The sequence below is a fragment of the Aeromonas sp. FDAARGOS 1402 genome (assembly GCF_019046925.1).
In the GTDB taxonomy this organism is placed as follows: domain Bacteria; phylum Pseudomonadota; class Gammaproteobacteria; order Enterobacterales; family Aeromonadaceae; genus Aeromonas; species Aeromonas caviae.
On sequence record NZ_CP077201.1, the window covers coordinates 2,692,506 to 2,711,639 of the forward strand.

At 63.9% G+C, this 19,134-nt stretch carries 21 protein-coding genes; 20 read left to right on the plus strand and 1 reads right to left on the minus strand.

Translation table 11 applies throughout. The annotated features are described in order from the left end of the window. Positions 1–121 precede the first annotated feature (121 nt). On the minus strand, positions 122–1,450 hold the full coding sequence (rimO, locus tag I6L32_RS12910) for a 30S ribosomal protein S12 methylthiotransferase RimO (RefSeq protein WP_010673908.1): 1,329 nt from the start codon (positions 1,448–1,450) through the stop codon (positions 122–124). A gap of 267 nt (positions 1,451–1,717) precedes the next feature. On the opposite strand from rimO, the gene I6L32_RS12915 reads away from it, so the two are divergent. The 20 genes from I6L32_RS12915 to fliR all read left to right on the plus strand — a co-directional run bounded on the left by I6L32_RS12915 (position 1,718) and on the right by fliR (position 19,090). After that, a complete protein-coding gene (locus I6L32_RS12915; protein ID WP_216943986.1) occupies positions 1,718–2,809 on the plus strand; it encodes an HD domain-containing phosphohydrolase in 1,092 nt (363 codons plus the stop codon). A 392-nt stretch (positions 2,810–3,201) separates the two neighbouring features. Continuing rightward, positions 3,202–3,570 carry a helix-turn-helix transcriptional regulator gene (locus I6L32_RS12920; protein ID WP_039039917.1) on the plus strand — a complete coding sequence of 123 codons (369 nt, stop codon included), beginning with the start codon at positions 3,202–3,204 and terminating at the stop codon, positions 3,568–3,570. Positions 3,571–3,654: 84 nt separating this feature from the next. After that, on the plus strand, positions 3,655–4,719 hold the full coding sequence (arsB, locus tag I6L32_RS12925) for an ACR3 family arsenite efflux transporter (RefSeq protein WP_201889850.1): 1,065 nt from the start codon (positions 3,655–3,657) through the stop codon (positions 4,717–4,719). Positions 4,720–4,770: 51 nt separating this feature from the next. Further along, positions 4,771–5,196: a glutaredoxin-dependent arsenate reductase gene (gene arsC, locus I6L32_RS12930; protein WP_216943987.1), complete on the plus strand. Its 426-nt coding sequence runs from the start codon at positions 4,771–4,773 to the stop codon at positions 5,194–5,196. 103 nt (positions 5,197–5,299) lie between these two features. Beyond that, complete coding sequence (locus tag I6L32_RS12935) at positions 5,300–6,076, plus strand: lipoprotein (RefSeq protein WP_041212621.1); 777 nt, start codon at positions 5,300–5,302, stop codon at positions 6,074–6,076. Between the two features lie 139 nt (positions 6,077–6,215). Then, positions 6,216–6,602, plus strand: a complete 387-nt coding sequence (locus I6L32_RS12940) for a hypothetical protein (RefSeq protein WP_042865168.1) — start codon at positions 6,216–6,218, stop codon at positions 6,600–6,602. Between the two features lie 129 nt (positions 6,603–6,731). Continuing rightward, the gene (gene fliE / locus I6L32_RS12945; RefSeq protein ID WP_216943988.1) at positions 6,732–7,049 is read left to right on the plus strand and encodes a flagellar hook-basal body complex protein FliE; all 318 of its coding nucleotides are present in this window, start codon (positions 6,732–6,734) and stop codon (positions 7,047–7,049) included. A gap of 55 nt (positions 7,050–7,104) precedes the next feature. Then, entirely contained in the window at positions 7,105–8,805 is a 1,701-nt protein-coding gene (gene fliF / locus I6L32_RS12950) for a flagellar basal-body MS-ring/collar protein FliF (protein WP_041212623.1), read from the plus strand. Continuing rightward, positions 8,798–9,859, plus strand: a complete 1,062-nt coding sequence (fliG, locus tag I6L32_RS12955; RefSeq protein ID WP_010673917.1) for a flagellar motor switch protein FliG — start codon at positions 8,798–8,800, stop codon at positions 9,857–9,859. Before fliF ends, fliG begins: the two co-directional genes overlap by 8 nt. Positions 9,860–9,929: 70 nt before the next feature. Then, positions 9,930–10,733, plus strand: coding sequence for a flagellar assembly protein FliH (gene fliH / locus I6L32_RS12960; RefSeq protein WP_010673918.1), 804 nt, complete (start codon positions 9,930–9,932; stop codon positions 10,731–10,733). Between the two features lie 74 nt (positions 10,734–10,807). Then, complete coding sequence (gene fliI / locus I6L32_RS12965; RefSeq protein ID WP_029314163.1) at positions 10,808–12,139, plus strand: flagellar protein export ATPase FliI; 1,332 nt, start codon at positions 10,808–10,810, stop codon at positions 12,137–12,139. Positions 12,140–12,155: 16 nt separating this feature from the next. Next, positions 12,156–12,596 carry a flagellar export protein FliJ gene (fliJ, locus tag I6L32_RS12970; RefSeq protein WP_039039911.1) on the plus strand — a complete coding sequence of 147 codons (441 nt, stop codon included), beginning with the start codon at positions 12,156–12,158 and terminating at the stop codon, positions 12,594–12,596. 87 nt (positions 12,597–12,683) lie between these two features. Beyond that, the gene (locus I6L32_RS12975) at positions 12,684–14,603 is read left to right on the plus strand and encodes a flagellar hook-length control protein FliK (RefSeq protein ID WP_216943989.1); all 1,920 of its coding nucleotides are present in this window, start codon (positions 12,684–12,686) and stop codon (positions 14,601–14,603) included. A gap of 57 nt (positions 14,604–14,660) precedes the next feature. Continuing rightward, complete coding sequence (gene fliL / locus I6L32_RS12980; RefSeq protein ID WP_010673922.1) at positions 14,661–15,167, plus strand: flagellar basal body-associated protein FliL; 507 nt, start codon at positions 14,661–14,663, stop codon at positions 15,165–15,167. 10 nt (positions 15,168–15,177) lie between these two features. Continuing rightward, entirely contained in the window at positions 15,178–16,251 is a 1,074-nt protein-coding gene (fliM, locus tag I6L32_RS12985; RefSeq protein WP_010673923.1) for a flagellar motor switch protein FliM, read from the plus strand. Between the two features lie 42 nt (positions 16,252–16,293). Further along, positions 16,294–16,689, plus strand: a complete 396-nt coding sequence (fliN, locus tag I6L32_RS12990) for a flagellar motor switch protein FliN (RefSeq protein WP_010673924.1) — start codon at positions 16,294–16,296, stop codon at positions 16,687–16,689. Further along, a complete protein-coding gene (gene fliO, locus I6L32_RS12995) occupies positions 16,686–17,069 on the plus strand; it encodes a flagellar biosynthetic protein FliO (RefSeq protein ID WP_010673925.1) in 384 nt (127 codons plus the stop codon). Before fliN ends, fliO begins: the two co-directional genes overlap by 4 nt. Further along, positions 17,056–17,814, plus strand: coding sequence for a flagellar type III secretion system pore protein FliP (gene fliP, locus I6L32_RS13000; protein WP_048207230.1), 759 nt, complete (start codon positions 17,056–17,058; stop codon positions 17,812–17,814). Before fliO ends, fliP begins: the two co-directional genes overlap by 14 nt. A gap of 123 nt (positions 17,815–17,937) precedes the next feature. Further along, positions 17,938–18,207, plus strand: a complete 270-nt coding sequence (fliQ, locus tag I6L32_RS13005) for a flagellar biosynthesis protein FliQ (protein WP_010673927.1) — start codon at positions 17,938–17,940, stop codon at positions 18,205–18,207. 85 nt (positions 18,208–18,292) lie between these two features. Continuing rightward, positions 18,293–19,090, plus strand: a complete 798-nt coding sequence (gene fliR / locus I6L32_RS13010) for a flagellar biosynthetic protein FliR (RefSeq protein WP_010673928.1) — start codon at positions 18,293–18,295, stop codon at positions 19,088–19,090. The last annotated feature ends 44 nt before the right edge of the window (positions 19,091–19,134 follow it).

Below are 19,134 nucleotides of genomic sequence, written 5' to 3' on the forward strand. Positions count from 1 at the left end.
GGAGACCGGTGATGAGGGGTGGGACAGGGAATGACAGGGGGACATGCAAGAGCCTGACGGGCGGCGGACATTAAAAAAGCCAGTCGGTGAGACCGACTGGCTTTGAGGGGGAGTGGCGTGATTATTCCACCAGGCTGGCCCAGAGGTCGTACTCGTCCGCTTCGTCGATGCGGACCTTGACCATGTCGCCGGGCTTGAGGCCGGTTTCACCGTTCAGGTAGACCAGGCCGTCGATCTCGGGGGCATCGGCGGCGGAGCGGCCGGTGGCACCCTCTTCGTCCACCTCGTCGATCAGCACCAGCATCTCTTTGCCCACTTTACGGGCCAGCTTGCGGATGGAGACCTGCTGTTGCAGCTCCATGAAGCGCTGGAAGCGTTCTTCCTGCACCTCGGCCGGCACCGGATCCGGCAGCTCGTTGGCCTTGGCCCCCTCGACCGGGCTGTATTTGAAGCAGCCAACCCTGTCCAGTTCCGCCTTGTCGATGAAGTCCAGCAGCATCTGGAACTCTTCCTCGGTCTCGCCGGGGAAGCCGACGATGAAGGTGGAGCGCAGGGTGATCTCGGGGCAGATCTCGCGCCACTTCTGGATGCGCTCCAGGGTGCGCTCGACGGAGCCGGGGCGCTTCATCAATTTGAGGATGCGCGGGCTGGCGTGCTGCAGCGGGATGTCGAGGTAGGGGAGGATCTTGCCGTCGCGCATCAGGGGGATGACGTCATCCACGTGCGGGTACGGGTAGACGTAGTGCAGGCGCACCCACATACCGAGCTTGGCCAGCTCTTCGCACAGGGCCACCATGCTGGTCTTGACCGGCATGCCGTCGTAGAAACCGGTGCGGTGCTTGACGTCCACGCCGTAGGCGGAGGTGTCCTGGGAGATCACCAGGATCTCCTTCACGCCGGCCTCTTTCAGGCGCTTGGCCTCGGCCAGTACTTCGCCGATGGGGCGGCTCACCAGATCCCCGCGCATGGAGGGAATGATGCAGAAGGTGCAGCGGTGGTTGCAGCCTTCGGAAATCTTGAGATAGGCGTAGTGGCGCGGGGTCAGCTTGACGCCCTGGGCCGGCACCAGGCTGGTGAAGGGGTTGTGGGTGGGTTTTTCCACGTATTTGTGGACGTGGCCCAGCACCTCTTCATAGGCGTGGGGACCGGTGATCTCGAGCACCTTGGGGTGGATCTCGCGGATCTGGTTCTCTTTGGCACCCAGGCAGCCGGTGACGATCACCTTGCCGTTCTCGGCCAGGGCTTCACCGATGGCTTCCAGGGACTCCTGCACCGCGCTGTCGATGAAGCCGCAGGTGTTGACCACCACCAGCTCCGCATCGTCATAGCTGGGCACCACGTCGTACCCTTCGGTACGCAGCTGGGTCAGGATGCGTTCGGAATCGACCAGGTTTTTGGGGCAACCCAAGGAGACGAATCCTACTTTGGGGGCCTGTTTTGTGTTGGACATCGCTCAATCACTCTTAGGTGGCTCTTATTCAAGGGCGCGGATTTTACCGGAATGGCTAACCAAAAACTATACAGCCGACACGTCGGAAGCGAACAATCTCTTTGTCCGGGGACGCGGGGTGGGGCGGGCGTGACATGACCACGGGCAGGGAGGGGGCCGTCGCCAGTGCGGGCGGGATCACGATCCCTGTGCACCGTCACCATTTGGCAGGAGGGGCAAAACGGGTGTCACTATACTCCCAACAGGCCTATCAGAAGGATGTGCGGGATGGAGAGTTCATTTGGTGAGAAAGTGCAGAACGTGCACGCCACCCTCAGGTTGCGCTTTGACAAGTTGAGCCGGGTGGCGATCGCCATCTATGACCCGCAGACGGACCAGCTCAAGACCTTTGCCCACAGCACGGACGGGGGCTCGCCGCTGTTGCAGTACGAGGTCAGGCTGAGCGAGGTGCCTTCCCTGCGCTACCTGGCCGAGCACCAGCAGCCCAGGGTGCTCGATACCCTGGATTCCCTGCTGGGCTCCCCCTCCGAGCACAGCCGCAAAGTGCTGGCGGCCGGGTACGCGTCGAGCTATACCGAGCCGCTGCTGCTCAACAGTCGCTTGTTCGGCTTTCTGTTTTGCGATGCCAAAGAGCCCGGTTACTTCGATGGCGCCATTTGCGGTGAGCTGGCGGCCTATGCCCAGATCCTGGCGGCCATCATCGCGGTGGAGTTCTTCTCCATCCAGACCCTGAACGGGGCCCTGACCACGGCGCGGGAGTTCAGCCGCTACCGGGACGAGGAGACCGCCAATCACCTGCACCGCATGTCGGCCTATTCGCGGCTCATCGCCCGGGAGGTGGCGGCCCATTACCCCTTGAGTGACGAGGAGGTGGAGTTCATTCACCTCTTCTCCGAGCTGCACGATATCGGCAAGATTGCGGTGCCCGACGCCATCCTGCTCAAGCCGGGCAAGCTCACGGCCGAGGAGTACGGGGTGATGAAGACCCACCCCTTCAAGGGGCGGGAGATGATCGCCCTGATGATCCGCGAGTTCGGCCTCGACGGCATCCATCACACCGACATGCTGAAGAACATCATCGCCTACCACCACGAGCGTTTCGACGGTCAGGGTTACCCGGAAGGACTGGCGGGGGAGGCGATCCCCCTGGAAGCCCGCATCGTCGCGGTGGCGGATGTGTTTGACGCCCTTACCAGCGAGCGACCCTACAAGCAGGCCTGGCCCCTCGAAACGGCTTTTGAATACCTCAAGACCCATGCCGGCAGCCAGTTCGACCCTGTCTGCGTCGCGGCGGCGCTGCAAAGCCGGGAGGCGTTTTGTGCCATCCACCGGCAATATCGGGATCCCGTGATCACCTGATTGCGCCCCCCTCTCTCCTCCCCGGCTTCTCCCGGATTCCCCAGGCCCCGTCATCTGACGGCAGGGCCCTGGGGCCATTTCTCGTTTCATCGCCTTTTGGTGCATCCGGCGCCGGGGTTGTTCTGCTGCATTGCGGCTTTGCGGCGGGGCAGGGCGCCGCGGTGAGCGGGGCGGCCAACGGGAGGATTGTCCGGGGTATGGTCATAAGAGTGCCTTATAAAGAGAGGCCAGATATTAGCCGTATGACTGACATGAGGCCGCTAGTGGGCACGACATGGCCGGGGCGGCGCCTCTGGCGGCCCGTCCCGTCGCGATGTCGGCTCGGTGGTGACACTTTGATCATTTCAATAATTCTTGTATAGTTGAAATGAAGCATCCAAGGGGGGAGACCCATGAACAAAGAGACGGCCACCAAGGTCTTTGAATCGCTGGCTTCCGGGATCCGGCTCGAGGTGTGGCGGCTGCTGGTCAAGGCCGGGCTGGAGGGGCGGGTCGCGGGGGAGCTGGCCGGCGAGCTCGACATCGCTCCCAATACCCTCTCGTTTCACCTCAAGGGGATGCTCAACGCCGGGTTGCTGTCGGTGGAGCAGGAGGGGCGTTTTCTGCGCTATCGCGCCAACATCCCCCTGATGCTGGGGGTGATCGCCTACCTCACCGAGGAGTGCTGCGCCGGCCATCCCGAGGCGTGCGGCCTGCTGCCCGCCGGGCCCGGCAGCGCCTCCCGCGCCGAGGGGTCGTCGCCCTGCTGCGGCGAGTCGTAACGGGCCAGGGCTGTCGATGCCCATGTGCCGTGTCATTCATCTATTCAACCTGGGGTGCGAGCGTGGATCGCACCGGGAGTCATCATGTCTGCAAGCTGTGAGGCCAAGGCAGCCCCTGCCATCGGCTTTTTTGAACGTTATCTGACCGCCTGGGTCGCCCTCTGCATCCTGGTGGGCATTGGCCTCGGGCAGGGGTTGCCGAGTCTCTTCAAGGCCATCGGCGCCATGGAGGTGGCCAGGGTCAACCTGCCGGTGGGGCTGCTTATCTGGGTGATGATCATCCCCATGCTGCTCAAGATCGACTTTGGCGCCCTGCACCAGGTGAAGGGGCACCTCAAGGGAATCGGGGTCACCCTCTTCATCAACTGGCTGGTCAAGCCCTTCTCCATGGCCTTCCTCGGCTGGCTCTTCATCCGGGTGCTGTTTGCCGACTGGCTGCCGGCGGATCAGCTGGACAGCTACGTGGCGGGCCTCATCCTGCTGGCGGCGGCCCCCTGCACCGCCATGGTGTTTGTCTGGAGTCGCCTCACCAACGGCGATCCCTACTTCACCCTGTCGCAGGTGGCGGTGAACGACCTCATCATGGTGTTTGCCTTTGCCCCGCTGGTGGCGCTGCTGCTCGGGGTCTCCAGCATAGTCGTGCCCTGGGATACCCTGCTCACCTCGGTGGTGCTCTACATCGTCATCCCTGTCATCCTCGCCCAGCTGCTGCGCAAGGCCTTGCTGAGAAAGGGGCAGGCCCATTTTGACGGCATCATGACCCGCATCCAGCCCTGGTCGGTGGCGGCCCTGCTGCTCACCCTGGTGCTGCTGTTCGCCTTCCAGGGCAACGCCATCATGGAGCAGCCGCTGGTCATCGCTCTCCTGGCGGTGCCCATCCTGATCCAGGTGCTGTTCAACTCCGGGCTCGCCTACTGGCTCAACCGCAAGGTGGGGGAGAAGCACTCGGTGGCCTGCCCTTCCGCCCTGATCGGGGCCTCCAACTTCTTCGAGCTGGCGGTGGCCGCCGCCATCAGCCTGTTCGGCTTTCATTCGGGCGCGGCGCTCGCCACCGTGGTCGGGGTGCTCATCGAGGTGCCGGTCATGCTGCTGGTGGTGCGCGTGGTCAACGCCAGCAAACCCTGGTACGAGGCGGGACTAAAGCGCTAACGGATGGCCACTAACCCATTTCTATTCACTTGAGTCATGAGAGACAGGCAAATGAGTGCAATCACCCTCTATCACAACCCGGAGTGCGGCACCTCCCGCAACACCCTCGCGCTGATTCGCAACAGCGGTGTGGAGCCCACCATCATTCACTATCTGGAGACACCCCCCTCCCGCGACGAGCTGGTGGCCCTGATCGCCGCCATGGGCATGCCGGTGCGCGATCTGCTGCGCAAGAACGTGCCCCCCTACGAGGCGCTGGGGCTGGCAGACGATCGCTTCAGCGATGACGAACTGATCGACGCCATGCTGGCCCACCCCATCCTCATCAACCGGCCCATCGTGGTCACCCCCCTCGGCACCCGGCTGTGCCGCCCGTCGGAGGTGGTGCTCGATATCCTGCCCGACCCGCAGCAAGGGGCCTTTGCCAAGGAGGATGGCGAGCAGGTGGTGGACGGTCAGGGCAAACGGCTTCGTTGAGCCCCTGCGCGTCAGCGTCTGACCCGCGCCGGGGGGATGCCCTTAACGGGCAGGCGCCAGATCTGCTACTGTGACCTTCGACTCATCACAGAGGGTGGAAACAATGAAGATTCGATTCCTGGTGATAGCCACGGCACTGGCGCTGGCCTCAACCCCCGGTCTGGCCGACTGGGCAAAGCTGAAGGAGGCCGCCTCCGAACTCGGTACCGCGGTGAGCGATACCAGCAAGGAGGCGTGGAAGGGGATCACCGATTTTTCCAAGGAAACCTGGGAGTCGGTGTCCAGCTGGGGGGCCGAAGCCTACAACAAGGCGGGGGCCTGGACGGCAGAGAGCGCGGCCACCGGCAAGGAGTGGCTGACCGCCGCCGACAAGAAGCTCGACACCATGCTCGAGCCCAAGACCCCGGAGGAGGCGAGAACCGCCCTCGATACCATGGCCGATACCGCCCTGGTGCGGCTGTTCAACGAACAGCCCTCGGCCAAGTTGCTGTTTGACAAGGCTTATGGCTATGCGGTGTTCGACTCGCGCAAGTTCTCCCTGATGATCCACACCAATCAGGGGGCCGGGGTCGCCGTCAATCGCACCAGTGGCAAGCACACCTACATGAAGATGTTCGGTGCCGGTCTTGCGGCCGGGATCGGCGGCAAGTTCTACCAGCAGGTGATCCTGTTCGAGGACAAGGCGAGGTTCGATGCCTTCGTCAGCAAGGGGTGGGAAGCCACCTCCGAGGTGGGCGCCGTGGCGGGCAAGGAGAGCGCCGAGCTCACCGCCAAGTACAATGGCGGCATGGCCATCTACCAGATTGGCGAGAAGGGGCTGTTGCTTGACGCCAACATCTCGGGCTCCAAGTATTGGCTGGATGATGACCTGAACAAGTGATCCCTGCCGATCTGACTCGTTTTTTCTTGGAGGAGATCGAGGTGCACTCTGTTTAATTGTCGGGACTTGCAGTAAAAAGAGGGCCTTGGGCCCTCTTTTTCATGGGCGCCGCACAGAGTCCAGCGACAAGGAGAGCAAGATGACCCATGAGGCCGAACAGGAGCGGATGGCTGCCCACCGCCGGGAGTGGGACAAGCAGAGCATCTATCTGCGACTGCAGGAGGGGATCCCGGCCGCGTTCTGGGTCTGGGGGGATCTGGTAGCACCGCTCGAGCCCTGCCTGACACAGAGTGATCAGGGGGCATCCTTCGGTTGGGGGGAGGCCGACGAGGCCAGCCTGGCGCTTTCCCATGCCATCATCGCCAGGCTGGTGAGCGTGGGGCTGGTGGCCCCCGAGCAGGCGGGGGAGAAGGCCCGCTACCTGCGCGACGAGGTGCTGGCCAAGCTGCCTGCAGGCGAGCACTACGATCTGCACCTGAGTTACCTGCGGCTGCTGCTGGGCGATCCCCCCGGCTCTGCAACCTGATCGCCGGATGGCCGGTGCCCGCCGGCCTGATCGCGCCCCTCTTTTATCCCTGATCTCGAGATCTCGCTCTGGTTGGCACCTTTATTGCTTCAAGCCAGTCAGTGTCAATGATTTGTCTGGGAAGGGAAGATGGAAATTAGCGCAAGCAGCCTGATGCAAGAGATGCAGGCCCTCAAGGTGGAAGCCGGTGCCACGCCGTTGACCCAGCCCGGTCGTCCGGTCAGCTCGAATTTCGGCCAGATGCTGCAACAGGCCCTGGACAACGTCAACGAGTTGCAGGGCACCGCCAACGATCTGCGTACCCGCTTCGATCTCGGCGACAAGTCGGTGGATCTCTCCCAGGTGATGATCGCCGGCCAGAAATCCTCCATCGCCTTCGAGGCGACGGTGCAGGTGCGCAACAAGATGGTCGATGCCTACAAGACCATCATGAACATGCCGGTGTAACTCGGGCCCATGGCGACCGAGCATCATGAACATGTCAGCAACAAGGACATAAACCGTGGCAACTGATCAAAACGGCGATCTGCTGATCAACAACGAGGGGGCGGCCGCCCTCGACGAGCACGAGCAGAAGAGCTCGGCGCTGGGCTTCCTGTCCAACACCGATGTGTTGCGCCAGATCACCCTGATCCTGGGGCTGACCATCTGTCTGGCCATCGCCGTCTTCATCCTCTTGTGGGGCAAGGAGCCGGAGATGCGTCCCCTCGGCACCTTCACCACCCAGGAGCTGGTCTCCACCCTGGATTACCTGGATCAGCAGAAGATCCCCTATCAGGTGGATGGCAAGAGCGTGCTGGTCAGTGCTGAAAACTATGCGGACATCCGGTTGCGCCTGACCCGCGCCGGTCTGGCCAACAACAGCGACGCCAGCAACGACGGCGAAGCCATCCTGCTCAAGGACTCCAGCTTCGGCGTCAGCCAGCGCATGGAGAGCGAGCGCCTGAAACTGAGCCGCGAGCGTCAGCTGGCGAGCGCCATCGAGCAGTTCCAGAACGTCGCCAAGGCCCAGGTGCTGCTGGCCATCCCGAAAGACAACGTGTTTGCCCGCAACGAACGCAAGCCCAGCGCCACCGTGGTCCTGAGCCTCAAGGGCAACGCCCTGGGCCAGGGTGAGGTGGACTCCATCGTCGACATGGTCGCCTCCGCCGTTCACGGTCTGGAGCCGACCCGCGTCACCGTGACCGACCAGAACGGTCGCCTGCTCAACTCCGGCTCCCAGGATCCCCTCTCTGCCCAGACCCGCAAGGAGTTTGCGATGCAGCAGAAGCAGGAGCTCGAATACAAACAAAAAATTGACGCCATCCTGATCCCGGTGCTGGGGGCCGACAACTATACGGCGGAGGTGGATCTCTCCCTCGACTTCTCCCAGCAGGAGCAGACCCGCAAGACCTACAACCCGGACCTGCCGGCGGTGCGCTCCGAAATGACCATGGAAGAGAACAGCGCCAGCGGCAGCAACGGCGGGGTACCCGGCGCCCTCTCCAACCAGCCGCCCGCCGCGTCCAACATTCCCGAGCAGGCAGCCGGCGGGGAAGGAACCGCCTCTTCCGGCCGTTCCCGCAAGGAAGCGACCCGCAACTTCGAACTGGACACCACCGTCAGCCACATCCGGCGCCAGCAGGGCGGCATTCGCCGCATGACGGTGTCGGTGGCGGTAGATTACAAGGCCATCCCCGGCGCCGACGGTGCCGTGACCCGGGAAGCCCGCAGCCAGGCCGAACTCGATACCCTGCGCCGTCTGCTGAGCGGCGGTCTGGGCTTTGACGTGACCCGGGGGGATACCCTGGAGGTGGTCGCCATTCCGTTCAACCGCCCGGAACTCGAGACCGTGGCCGACATCCCCCTCTACGAGCAGCCCTGGTTCTGGCGCGCGGTGCGCATCGCCGCCTCCGTGCTGGTCATCATAGTGCTCATCGTCACCGTGGTGCGACCCATGCTCAAGCGCCTGCTCTACCCGGACGCCAAGCCGGAAGGGGAGCTGGACTTCGACAACCACACCGTGCTGGGTGGCGACGACGAACTGAGCCTGCTGGCCGCCCAGGCCGAGGCCGAACCGGTATTCGGTCTGCGGGATGGTCAGCTCAAGCTGCCTGACCTGCACCGTGACGAGGATCTGCTCAAGGCCGTGCGCGCCCTGGTAGCGAACGAACCTGACCTGGCCGCCCAGGTCATCAAAGAATGGGTAACCAAAGATGCCTGAAGAGAATAAAAGCCAGGTCACCGGCAACGACATCACCGAAAGCCAGCGTCTGATCCTGGATCAGATGGGGGGCATGGAGATGGCGGCGGTACTGATGCTGAGCCTCAACGAGGAGGACGCGGCCCAGATCTTCCGCCACCTCGAGCCCAAGCAGGTGCAGCGGCTCGGCATGTCCATGGCCTCCATGTCGGATTTCAGCCACGATCGGGTGGCGGCGGTGCATCGTCAATTTATCGACGACATCCAGAAGTACACCAACATCGGCATCGGCAGTGAAGACTTCGTGCGCAAGGCCCTGGTGGCGGCGCTCGGGGAGGACAAGGCCAGCAACCTGGTGGATCAGATCATCCTGGGGTCAGGCGCCCGCGGCCTCGACTCCCTCAAGTGGATGGATGCCCGCCAGGTGGCCAGCATCATCCAGAACGAGCACCCGCAGATCCAGACCATCGTCCTCTCCTATCTGGAGCCGGAGCAGTCCGCCGAGATCCTGAGCCAGTTCCCGGAGCAGGTGCGCCTGGATCTGGTGATGCGCATCGCCAACCTCGAAGAGGTGCAACCGGCGGCGCTGCAGGAGCTCAACGACATCATGGAGAAACAGTTCGCCGGTGCGGCCGGTGCCCAGGCGGCCAAGATGGGCGGCCTGAAGGCGGCGGCCAACATCATGAACTACCTGGACACCAACATCGAAGGGCAGCTGATGGACTCCATCCGCGAGTCGGACGAGGAGATGAGCCAGCAGATCCAGGATCTGATGTTCGTGTTCGAAAACCTCATCGACGTGGACGATCGGGGCATCCAGACCCTGCTGCGGGAAGTGCCCGGGGATCTGCTGCAACGGGCCCTCAAGGGGTCGGACGACCAGATGCGGGAAAAAGTATTCAAGAACATGTCCAAGCGGGCCGCCGAGATGCTGGCGGACGACCTCGAGGCCATGGGGCCGATCCGGGTCTCCGAGGTGGAAGCCGCCCAGAAGGAGATCCTCTCCACGGCGCGCCGCCTGGCGGATGCGGGCGAGATCATGTTGGGAGCGGGTGGTGGCGAAGAGTTCCTCTAAGCCATGGGCCATGGAATGTGCGATGATGTCGGCCCCTGTACCCGGCCCTCGATAGGAGTCTCTTCGGCACATGAATGACAAGAACAGCAAACTGCGCGGCTATCTGAGGCCCGAGTCCGACACGGCGCAGATTGAGACCTGGGGCTGGCCAGAGATGGAGACCGAAGCCGAGGTCGAGACCAATGCCCTGGGGCTGGCTCCTGACTGGTACCGTCAGGAGCAGGCCGATGCGGCCCTGCCGGAAGAACAACCCGAAGAACCCGCCCCCAGCATCACCGCCGAAGAGGTGGAGGCGATTCGTCAGGCCGCCTGGGAAGAGGGGATGCGCGATGGGCGCGAGGCCGGTTTTGCCAAGGGGCTGGAAGAGGGCAAGCTCGAAGGCTTGCAGCAGGGCCACCAGGCCGGGCTGGAGCAGGGCAGGGAAGAGGGCCTCGCCATGGGGCGGGAGCAGGTGGAGCTGGAGATAGCCCGCTGGCAAGCCCTGGTCTCACGCCTGGCCACTCCCCTTGGCGAGATGGACGAGGCGGTGGAGCAGCAGCTCATCGCCCTGGTGCAGCAGCTCGCCCGCGCCCTCATCCGCCATGAGGCGCAAACCTCCCCCACGCTGTTGCTGGAGGCACTCAAGCAGGGGTTGGCCCTGCTCCCTGCCGCCGAGCAGGGGGTCACCCTGATGCTGCACCCGGAGGATGTGACCCGGGTAGAGGCCGCCTTTGGCGCCGAGGAGTGCGCCAGGCGCCACTGGCGGCTGCAAAGCGAGCCCACCTTCTCCCCCGGCGATCTGCAATTGGCCACCGAGCTTTCCAGCATTGATCTCACCCTCTGTGGGCGCATCGATCAACTGCTGCGCAATTTCCTGCGTGACAACGCGAGCTGAGCCATGGCCCGGTTCGAACCCGTCGTGCAGCGCCCTGCTGACGGCATCATCAGGCACTCATCGTCGGAGGCGACATGACGGCACCCCTTCTTGATCGGCTTAAAGGCTACCGGGTTCGCGAGCAGGCCCCCATACCGCCGGTGGCAGGCAAGCTCACCCGGGTGGTGGGGTTGACCCTGGAAGCCATTGGCTGCCGCGCCGCCATCGGCTCCCTGTGCCGCATCGATACCCAGGATGGGGCCCTGGAGGCCGAGGTGGTGGGGTTTGCCGGGGATCGCCTGTTCTTGATGCCGAGCGAGCAGCTCAAGGGGGTCATTCCCGGCGCCCGGGTGGTGCCCGTCACCGAAGATCACGGCATCCCGGTGGGCATGAGTCTGCTTGGCCGGGTCATCGACGGCATCGGCCAGCCCCTGGACGGGCTCGGCCCCATCCTCTCGTCCCAGACGGTGCAGTTCGCCCAGCACCGCATCAATCCCCTGGCCCGTCGCCCCATCCATCAACCCATGGACGTGGGGGTACGGGCCATCAATGCCGTGCTCACCGTGGGCCGGGGTCAGCGAATGGGGCTGTTCGCCGGCTCCGGTGTCGGCAAATCCGTGCTGCTTGGCATGATGACCCGGGGCTCGGTGGCGGATGTCGTCGTGGTGGGTCTCATCGGCGAGCGGGGCCGGGAGGTGAAGGAGTTCATCGAGGAGATCCTCGGCGCCGAGGGGCGCGAGCGCGCCGTGGTGGTGGCCGCCCCTGCGGATGCCTCGCCGCTGATGCGCCTCAAGGGGTGCGAGACGGCGCTCGCCATCGCCGAGTATTTTCGGGAGCAGGGGCTCAATGTGCTGCTGCTGATGGACTCCCTCACCCGCTACGCCCAGGCACAGCGGGAAATTGCACTGGCGGTGGGGGAGCCGCCGGCCACCAAGGGCTATCCCCCCTCGGTGTTTGCCAAATTGCCGGCGCTGGTGGAGCGGGCCGGCAACGGCAGTGACGGCCAGGGCTCCATCACCGCCTTTTTCACCGTGCTGACGGAGGGGGACGATCTGCAGGATCCCATCGCCGACGCGGCCCGAGCCATCCTCGATGGCCACATCGTGCTGGCGCGAGAGCTGGCGGATGCGGGCCACTATCCGGCCATCGACATCGAAAAATCCATCAGCCGGGTCATGCCCATGGTGACCTCACCGGAGCACATGGAGCTGGCGCGCACCTTCAAGCAGTTCTACTCCCTCTACCAGCAGAACCGGGATCTCATCACCATCGGCGCCTATAGCCAGGGATCGGATCCGCGCATCGACCGGGCCATCATCCAGAAACCCTATCTGGATCAGTTCTTGCAGCAGAAAATGCGCGAGGTCATTCACTACGATGAAGGCCTGCAATCCCTGCAACTGGTGGCCATGCCCCTGATGCGTTGACCGGTGGAGAGCCCTTATGAGTAAAGGATTGACGTTGCTGGCGAGTCGGCTGGAGGAGGCCGAACAGCAGGCCGCCATGGCGCTGGCCAAGGCCCAGCAGGATCTCAAGCTGTTCATGGATCAGCAAAACGCCCTCAACCAGTACCGCCAGATCTACCACCAGCAGTGGACGGAGCGCGGTCTGCAGGGGATCAGCCCCCAGCAGAACAGCCAGTATCACGCCTTCATCAACAAGCTCGAAAACGCGGCGACCCAGCAGTACCAAGGGGTGTTGCAAGTGCGCGAGGCGCTGGCCGAGTGCCGCACCCAGTGGCTCGAAGCCCAGCAGCGGCGCAAGGCGGTCGAGCTGCTGCTGGAGAAGAAGGCGGACAAGGTGCGCCAGAAGGCCCAGCGCCAGGAGCAGAAGATGCTGGATGACTACGCCATCCTGCGTCGTTATCACCAATCTGGCCTGTAATTTGCTTTCTTCCAGTCATGCGAGGCCGATGGGCCAAGCCATGACCGCACGTGCGGCCGTCACCGAATCGTCGTCAGGGATCCCAGCATGATACAGACCCCCTTGATTAGCACTCTCCCCCAGGCGCCTTCTGCCGATGGCAGCGCCACCCTGCTGGCTCCCACCGTCGGGGGCGAAGGGGGCGTGCAGCCGTCAGGCGAGGGCAAGGCCGCCTTCTCGCAAGCCATGGCCATGGCCCAGCTGATGGGCAAGGCGCCAGCCAGTCAGGGCAATCCAGCGCTCCAGGGGCCCGCCGAGGGCGCCCGGGAGGGGCTTGCCCCGGCTGCCAAATCTTTGGCGTCTGACGAGCCCGCCACCGAGTCCGCGTCTTCCTCGAAGGGGGCGGACGACGAGGGGGAGCTGCCTCCCGACGACTTCCTGCAACAGTTGCAAGCCTCCCTGCGCCAGGATGTGAGCCTGGTGGTGCCCCCGACATCGCCCGCCATGGCCGGTGAGGCGGCGGCGCCTGTGGACGGCAACCCCTTGCCGCCTGGCGCCGCTGCGCCTGGGATGGCAGAGGGGGTGGGAATGGCAGAGGACGTGGGGATGGCAGAGGGCGTGGAGGCGGCAGAGGGGAGCGCCTCCCTGTCGCAGATGACGCCAGAGCGTCAGCAGGAAGGGAACAAAACGAAGGCCATCCCCGGTGCGGCCCAAGGCGCCAGCGCCGTGCCGAGCGGTCAGGGGGCTCTGCCGCTGGGGGCAGAAGAGCACCCCTTGGCCGATGACACCGCCGTGGCCGACCAGGGCGGGGTGACCCGCCAGCCCATGGCAGGCAAGGGAGCGGAGCCGGATGCCAAGGGGGGGGAGCCCCCTCTCTCGGGTCAGGAGCGTGCCGCCCTGCTCGCCAAAGTGGTGGCCGGAGAAAACGCCCAGGCTCCCACTGTCACCCGGGCTGACTCATCGCAAGAGGCACAGGTGACCGATCCCCTGGCGTCGGCCGGACAGGGGACAACCGCTTCCCGTGCCACCAGCGCCTATGGCGATGGCGTGATCCGGACGGTGGCGCAGGGGCCGGCCCCTGCGGCCACACCGGAGTCCGCCCCGCCCGCGACGGCGGCAGGGGCAGAGAAGGAGGCCCCTGTCGCCGGTGAGGCCAGACAGGCCGAGGCCGCGAGCGGGCAGGGAGCCCGTGCAGGGGCCGAGCCTGCGGTGAATGCAGGGAGCAGCCAGCCCGTGACGACGGAGGACCCGGCCCCCTTGCAGGTGGCGCCGCAGATCCTGGCTCGTCATGAATCCCAGGGGGCACAGGCTCCCCTGACGGCCCTCTCGGCGGGCCTGGACCAGATGGAGAGCGCCCCCGTGGTGGCCGCCGGCGCTGCCGTGTCGGTGAAGCCCGAGGTGGACAAGTCCCGGCTCGATGAGCTGGGTAAACAGTCGGGGATGGAGGTCAAGGGCAGTGAACCCGCCGAGGTGAGCCAGCCTTTGCATCAGGCACAGAGCCAGGTCGGCGAGAACAGACCGCTGGCCGAGGCGACCGTCAGACGGGAGCCTCAGAGCCTGCCCCACCTCAAGCTGGCGACCCCTGAGGCCCCCGAGCAGCTGCACCACAAGGTGAACCTGATGCTGGCGGACAAGCTGCAGCAGGCGGAGATCCAGCTAGACCCCCTGGGGCTTGGCAAGATGAAGATCCAAATCCAGATGGATGCCTCCAGCCAGGCCAGCGTGCACTTCGTGGTGCAGCATGGCCAGACCCGTGAGATGCTGGAGCAGGCCATGCCGCGCCTGCGCGACATGCTGGCAGGGCAGGGGATCCAGCTCGGCCAGACCGTGGTGCAACAACAGGCGCAGCAGCAAGCCTTCCAGCAGCAGGGGCAGTCATCCTCCCAGGGTCAGTCCGGTTTCGGTGACCAGGGGCGACAGGGGGGAAATGGTGGCGGCAGCGATGGCAGAGAGGCCGAGGGGAGCGCTCGCAACCTCACGCTGCTGGTGGAATCGGCAAACGATGCCGGAATCGATTTCTATGCTTGATGCATTCTTAAGTAAGTTTATGATACCGAACAAGTTTGAGACTAGGGTGGACAAGGGATGGCAGACGATAACGAACTGACGCTGAAGGATCCGGCGGCAGGCAAGAAAAAGAAGCTGATCATGATAGTCGCCCTGGCCGTCGTGCTCCTTGGTGGGGGTGGCGCCGGCGCCTGGTTCATGCTCGCCGGTGGGGATGAGCCCGCCGCCGAAAAAAGCGAGGCCAAGCCGGAGGCGAACACGCCCCAGCCCTCGCTCTATGTGGGCATGCCCCGTCCCTTCGTGTTCAACGTGGCGGGAGGCCAGCGGGATCGGCTGGTGCAGATCAAGATCCAGCTGATGGTGCGTGGCACCGCCGACGAAACCCTGGCCAAACAGAACATTCCCCTGATCGAAGGCACCTTGCTGCGGGTCTTCAGCTCGGCGACCGCCGAACAGCTGATGACCTTCGAGGGTAAGGAGAAGCTGCGTCAGGATTCGCTGGAAGAGTGCCGCCGGGTGCTGAACGACCTGGTCTCTTCTCCCGTAATCGAACAAGTGCTGTTTACCGGCTTTGTCATGCAATGAAAGGTGAAGCGTGAGCGATCTGTTAAGTCAGGACGAGATTGATGCCCTGCTGCACGGCGTCGACGATGTCGAGGAGGAGGAGCTGGGAGCTGCTGGGGATCCCGGTATCGCCCAGTTCGACTTCTCCTCCCAGGACCGCATCGTCCGCGGCCGCATGCCGACCCTGGAGCTGGTGAACGAACGGTTTGCCCGCCACATGCGGATCAGCCTGTTCAACATGATGCGGCGCACTGCCGAGGTCTCCATCAACGGCGTGCAGATGCTCAAGTTCGGCGAATATGTCCACACCCTGTTCGTGCCCACCAGCCTGAACATGGTGCGTTTCCGCCCCCTCAAGGGGACGGCGCTCATCACCATGGAGGCGCGGCTCGTCTTCATCCTGGTGGAGAACTTCTTTGGCGGTGATGGCCGCTACCACGCCAAGATCGAGGGGCGGGAATTCACCCCCACCGAGCGGCGCATCATCCAGATGCTGCTCAAGCTGGTGTTCGAGGACTACAAGGATGCCTGGGCGCCGGTGATGGACGTGGGCTTTGAATACCTCGACTCCGAAGTGAACCCGGCCATGGCGAACATCGTCAGCCCCACCGAGGTGATCGTGGTGAGCTCCTTCCACATCGAGCTGGACGGCGGTGGCGGCGACTTCCACGTGGCCATGCCCTACTCCATGCTGGAACCCATCCGCGAATTGCTGGATGCGGGGGTGCAGAGCGACAAGGGGGATACCGACGTGCGCTGGAGCAAGGCCCTGCGCGACGAGATCATGGACGTCAAGGTGGAGCTCAAGGCCAAGCTGCTGGAGACCGAGCTCTCCTTGCGTGAGCTGATGGAGCTCAGACCCGGGGACATCATCCCGGTGGAGATGCCGGAGAACCTGCTGGTCTTTGTGGAGGACTTGCCCACCTTCCACGCCAAGATGGGGCGCACCAAGGAGAACGTGGCGCTCAAGATCACCGACAAAATCAAGCGCCCTGACGGGGTCAAGACAGAGATGCATCTGGTGACCCGCGGGGGCGTGCGCATTGATGGCGAAGCCGAGCTGGAAGAGCTCGAGCGAAGCATCTCTGACAAACACCCTGATTGATCCTCCCCCCGGGGGAGGTGTTGCAACACTGAGGAATTGAAGATGAGCGGAACCGATGACGAGCAGGATTTGATGGCTGACGCCTGGGCGGCCGCACTGGAGGAGCAGGTCACGGCCGAAGCCAAGCCTGCCCCCCTGGAGGAGTTGAAGGACGAAGCCCCCATCAGCGCTGAAGAGCGGCGCAAGCTGGACACCATTCTGGACATCCCGGTGACCATCGCCATGGAAGTGGGCCGCAGCCAGATCAGCATTCGCAACCTGCTGCAACTGAACCAGGGCTCGGTGGTGGAGCTGGATCGGGTGGCGGGTGAGCCCCTGGATGTGCTGGTCAACGGTACCCTGATCGCCCACGGCGAGGTGGTGGTGGTGAACGACAAGTTCGGTATCCGCCTCACCGACGTCATCAGCCAGATTGAAAGGATCAAGAAGCTCAAATGATCCGTGTGCTCCCGTTGTGGCTGTTTTCCCTGCCAGCCCTGGCCAACCCGGGGGTAGGGGCCAATCCCCCCAGCCTCACCTCCTGGCTGCTCTCCAGCCTGATGGTGATCGGCCTCATCCTGGTGCTCGGCTTCCTGCTCAAGAAGAGCAAGCTTTCCCAGGTGATGGGAGGGGGCCAGATGAAGGTCATCGCCACCCTGCCCCTTGGCTACAAGGAGAAGCTGATGGTGGTCAAGGTGGGCGGCCAGCAACTGCTGGTCGGGGTGACGCCGCAGCAGGTCAACTTCCTCTATCGCCTGGAGGAGCCGCTGGACGAGAGCCAGCCCCAGGCGTTCTCCGAGCAACTGGGCAAACTGATGGGCAAGCATGAAAAACGTTAACTGGACCGGGTGGCTGGCACTGCTCTCTCTGGTGCTCTCGCCCCTGGCGATGGCCCAGGACGGCATGTCGGCACTCACCGTCAAGACCATGGCGGATGGCAGTCAGGAGTACAGCCTGACCCTGCAGGTACTGGCGCTGATGACCGCGCTCTCCTTCCTGCCGGCCATGGTGATCATGATGACCTCCTTCACCCGGATCATCGTGGTGCTCGGCATCCTGCGCCAGGCCATCGGTCTGCAGCAGAGCCCCTCCAACCAGGTGCTGATCGGCATCGCCCTCTTCATGTCGTTTTTCATCATGTCGCCGGTGCTGGATCGCATCAACAACGAGGCGTTGCAGCCCTATCTGGCCGAGACCATCGGGGCCAAGGAGGCCCTGGAGAAGGCGGAGCTGCCCATTCACCAGTTCATGCTGGCCCAGACCAGGGTCAAGGATCTCAATACTTTCATGGAGATAGCGAACGTGCAGGTGGCCGAGCCTGCTGACGTGCCGCTACGGGTGCTGATCCCGGCCTTTGTCACCAGCGAGCTCAAGACCGCCTTCCAGATAGGCTTCATGCTGTTTCTGCCCTTCCTGGTCATCGATCTGGTGGTCGCCAGTATCCTGATGGCCATGGGGATGATGATGCTCTCCCCCATGCTGGTCTCCCTGCCGTTCAAGCTGATGCTGTTCGTCATGGTAGATGGCTGGAACCTCATTCTGGGCTCCCTGGCCACCAGCTTCGGGCTGGGCTCGGGTGGTTAGGGGAGGGCAGACCCTCCCCCTGGCTCTCCCCTTCACTCGGGGAGGGCGCGAGGCCTCTCTTTCTCTCGAAGGAGGAGGCCGGGAGGATGCGGCCCTGGGCAAACCCATCAAAAGGAGCGAGCAATGAGTCCTGAAACCTTCGTCGACGTCTTTCGCGAGGCGCTTTGGCTGGTGACCATCATGGTGTGCGCCGTGATCCTGCCGAGCCTGATGGTGGGGTTGGTGGTCGCCATCTTCCAGGCCGCCACCTCCATCAACGAACAGACCTTGAGCTTCCTGCCCCGTCTGGTGGTCACCCTGCTGGCCTTGGGGGCGGGGGCTCACTGGGGATTGCAGAGTCTGATGGACTTCTTCCAGCTGATGGTGAGCCAGATCCCCGAGGTGGTGGGCTGATGCCAGCCAAGGGCCACCCTTTCGCTCTGGCAGATCGGTGCCTGCGTCCTCCCGTTGGCCTGCCCCTGCCGGGAGTGCCGCTGTCATGACCTACACCACGGCGCTCATCATGGAGTGGCTCTCCTCCATCCTCTGGCCCCTGGCCCGGGTAAGCAGTCTCCTGATGGTGATGGCGGTCTTTGGCAGCCGGCTCGCTCCCGCTCATATCCGTATCGGCCTGGCGCTGGCGATCACCCTCATCATCGCCCCCCTGCTGCCCCCCATGCCGAAGATCGAGCTCTTCTCCCTCGGCAGCTTCCTGGTGCTGGGGCAGCAACTGCTCATCGGCATCGCGCTCGGCCTCATGACCCAGTTCCTGCTGGAGACCTTCGTGATGGCGGGTCAGGTCATCGCCATGCAGACCAGCCTGGGCTTTGCCACCCTGGTGGACCCCATGAACGGCCAGTCGGCTCCCGTGGTGGGCCAGTTCTACCTGATGCTGGCGACCCTGGTGTTTCTCGCGGTGGACGGCCACCTGCTGATGTTGCGCATGGTGGTGTTGAGTTTCGAAACCCTGCCGGTATCTGACAGCGGACTCACCCTGCCAGCCATCCGCAGCCTGGTGAGCTTTCTCGGGGTCATGTATCAGGCTTCTCTGGTGATGGCGCTCTCGGCCATCATCGCCCTGCTGCTGATCAACTTCGCGTTCGGGGTGATGACCCGTGCGGCCCCCCAGCTCAACATCTTCAGCATCGGCTTTGCGGTCAGCATGATGTCGGGCCTGTTCATCCTCTGGCTCACCATCGGTGGCTTCATGGGACACTTCGACGCGCTCTGGGAGCGGGTGCAGGAGACCAGTTGCGAGCTCATCAACGTTCAGTGCTTCGGGGGCCAGCATGACTGAGGCCCTCCCGGTTGCGGTCCTTTTGCCGCCACTCTGGCGGGCCG